We start from the raw sequence: 3,425 nt of genomic DNA on the forward strand, positions 1-3,425 counted from the left end.
GTGATTGATACCAACAAGTACTTTGTGGTCTGTGCAAATAATATAGGGTCACCGTATGGATCTACCCATCCCTTGTCCTTCCAGCGTAACAAAGAACGCTACTATAGAAGTTTTCCCTTAGTTACAACAAGAGATACAGCACGAGCATTTGATCAACTAAGAATACACCTTGGAATTAAGAAAATAAAGCACCTCATCGGTACATCTTATGGAGGTCAAATTGCTTTGGAATGGAATGTTCTCAATAGCAATGTCTTTGAATCTTCCATTTTTATAGCTACCAATGCTAAACATTCTCCATCTGGAATTGCCTATAACGAGTCACAACGTTTGGCCATAGAAAGTGATGGGAGTTTTTATCGCAAAAGTTTATTGGGAGGTAAAACGGGTTTAGTAGCGGCAAGGTCTATTGCATTGTTGAGTTACCGCACCGGTATTTTGTACAACCAAACACAGGAAGAAAACTTTAACGGAGAACTCCGAAAGTTTAAAGCTGCCAGCTACCAACAGTTCCAAGGTGTGAAATTTGCGCTGCGTTTTGATGCCTTTAGTTATTACGCGATAACCAAAAGTATGGATGCCCATAATCTTGGAAGGAATCGCGGTGGATTAAAACGAGCCCTAGATGTTATTCAAAATCCTTGTTTGATTTTAGGAGTGAGCAGTGATGGACTATTCCCAAAAGAAGAACAAGTGTTTTTAGCAGAAAATATTTCTAATGCGCAGTTGGGTATTATAGCGTCAAACTACGGACACGATGGCTTTCTTATTGAAAAAGAGCAGCTCATAGAATACTTGGATGATTACATCAACAACAATTTTAACAGAAACAAGATTACAAAATTTAAGAAGCTAGCAGTATGAGTACAAAATTAAATATAGGATTATTCGGATTTGGATGTGTAGGTAGCGGGTTGTATAAGGTGTTACACGAAACCCAACAAGTAAAAGCAAACATAGCGCGTATCGTAGTTAAAGATAAAACCAAGTCGAGAAGTATTGCACCTGCATTGTATGGTTTTAATAAAGCAGAGATTTTAGAGAATCCCAGCATTAATTTGGTGGTAGAGTTGATTGATGATGCTGACGCTGCCTATGATATTGTTACAGAAGCATTACGCAAGAAAAAGCATGTGGTAAGTGCCAATAAAAAGTTAATTGCCGAGCATTTGGATGAATTGATAACTCTTGCCAAAGCCAATGGTGTATCCTTTTTGTATGAAGCGGCAGTTTGTGCCAGTATTCCAGTAATTAGAAACATAGAAGAGTATTACACTTCAGATGTTCTCTCTCGTTTAGAAGGTGTTTTTAATGGAACATCGAATTATATCCTTACCCAAACAGATGCTGGAAAAACCTATGATGAAGCTTTACAAGAAGCAAGTGATCTTGGGTATGCAGAATCTGATCCTACCTTAGACGTGGATGCTTTTGATGCCAAGTTTAAACTCTGCATTTTGGTGAAACATGCCTTTGGACTGACCTTACAACCGCAGGATGTATTTAATTATGGAATCAGACATATTAAACCCAGGGATGTAGTATATGCAAAAGAGAAAGGTTTGAAAGTTAAACTTTTGGCCAAAGCAGTAAAGTTGAATGACAAACTTTTAGCCTATGTAGCACCTCATTTTATACCTGCTAATCACAATTGTTACGCTATAGATAATGCTTTGAATGGGGTAACCGTAGAAGGACTTTTCTCAGATGAACAACTGTTTAAAGGACAAGGTGCGGGAAGTTTGCCCACAGCGAGCGCGGTGTTGAGTGATATTTCAGCCTTGCTTTATGATTACCAATATGAATACAAAAAATCGAATGTGTTAACCGATTTAAGTTTAACCCAAAATTTTAAAGTGAAGGTTTATATAGGCGCAACAGATGCTCAACGTATAGAAAGACTGCCTTTCTTGGAAGTTGAAGAAAATTACCAAAGTGCTGCCTACTACTATAAAACAGGGTGGATTAGGTTTGAAGATTTACTTCCCTTAAATTTAAATGCGGCAGCAGATTTATTTGTTGCTGTATTACCCGAAAATGAAGTAGAACTGGTTTCGTTACCGAAAGCAGAAGCCCTAAATTATGCATGAAATGAAATTATCCTTAGTAAAAGATCAAGAAAAAATAGACTTCAATATTTATAAAGAAGGAGGTTTAGCAGGAAGATCAACGGCAAGTTTGGCCGTAGGTGGAAGTGACGATGGTTTGCGACCTATGGAAATGTTTGCTTCAAGTTTAGCGTTATGCACAAGTATAGATACCCTGCACATTTTAAATAAACAACGTGTTTATTTAGATTATTTTGAAGTGAACATAACAGCAGAGCGTGTGAAGAATAAAGTACCTGCGATTTTTAAGGAAATAATTCTGGAGTTTGTAATTGGAGAAGAGGAGCACTTGGTTAAGGTTGCAAAAGCTGTGAACTTGAGTATTAATAAGTACTGTTCTGTAAGGCACATGATAAAAGACGAAGTGAAAATTGAAACCAAAATACGCTTGAAAACATGAGAGACGAAACTTTGGCCATACGTTTACAAAATGAGAAGTCTCTTTTTGGAGAGCACAGTACGCCCTTGTTTTTAACCAGTAGTTACGCCTTTGAAAATGCGGAACACATGCGAGCGTTGTTCGCCGATGAACAAGAGGGAAATATTTATTCGCGTTACTCTAACCCTACAGTAAGTGAGTTTATCCATAAAATGTGTCAACTCGAAAAAACAGAAGCAGGTTTTGCTACAGCTTCTGGCATGGCTGCCGTTTTTTCTACTTTGGGAGCTTTACTAGAAAAAGGTGATCATGTGGTGAGCTGCAGTGCCATTTTTGGAAGTACACACAAATTGTTTACGGAGATTTTACCCAAGTGGGGAATTCATACAAGTTATGTAGGTAGTCAAGATTATGCTGGTTTTGAACGTGCAATTTTACCCACTACCAAATTGATTTATGTGGAAACGCCTTCCAACCCTGGGTTAGATATTGTGGATTTAGAATACTTGGGTGGGATTTGTAAAAAGTATGGACTTCTTTTAGTGGTAGATAATTGCTTTGCAACTCCGATACTTCAAAAACCTGTTGAGTTTGGAGCAGATGTCGTTATTCATTCGGCTACCAAGTGGATAGATGGTCAAGGTAGAACGATGGGAGGGGTGATTTTATCTACGCAGGAAATCATTGAAAAAGTGGAAGGATTTGCGCGACATACAGGCCCGTGTTTGAGTCCTTTTAACGCGTGGATTTTAAGTAAGTCTTTAGAAACGCTGGCCTTGCGTATAGAAAAACACTCGTCGAATGCCTTAATCTTAGCGGAACGATTAGCTGTTCATCCGGCGGTTGAAAGTTTAAAGTATCCACATTTTAGAACCCATCCACAGTATGCTTTGGCCAAAAAGCAAATGAAGTTTGGAGGAGGTATAGTGAGTTTTGAA

Annotated in this window: 4 protein-coding genes; all 4 read left to right on the forward strand. The window is 38.3% G+C overall.

The features are described 5' to 3' along the window. Nucleotides 1–864 (forward strand): alpha/beta fold hydrolase (locus R3333_RS13435; RefSeq protein ID WP_318959288.1); only part of this gene is annotated, 864 nt, incomplete at its 5' end. Beyond that, complete coding sequence (locus R3333_RS13440; RefSeq protein ID WP_318959289.1) at nucleotides 861–2,090, forward strand: homoserine dehydrogenase; 1,230 nt, start codon at nucleotides 861–863, stop codon at nucleotides 2,088–2,090. The genes R3333_RS13435 and R3333_RS13440, both read left to right, overlap by 4 nt. 1 nt (nucleotide 2,091) lies before the next feature. Continuing rightward, nucleotides 2,092–2,508 carry an OsmC family protein gene (locus R3333_RS13445; RefSeq protein WP_318959290.1) on the forward strand — a complete coding sequence of 139 codons (417 nt, stop codon included), beginning with the start codon at nucleotides 2,092–2,094 and terminating at the stop codon, nucleotides 2,506–2,508. Then, a partial coding sequence (locus tag R3333_RS13450) for a trans-sulfuration enzyme family protein (RefSeq protein WP_318959291.1) occupies nucleotides 2,505–3,425 on the forward strand: 921 nt, incomplete at its 3' end. The genes R3333_RS13445 and R3333_RS13450, both read left to right, overlap by 4 nt.

This window comes from Lishizhenia sp., from assembly GCF_033720595.1.
GTDB lineage: Bacteria > Bacteroidota > Bacteroidia > Flavobacteriales_D > Crocinitomicaceae > Lishizhenia.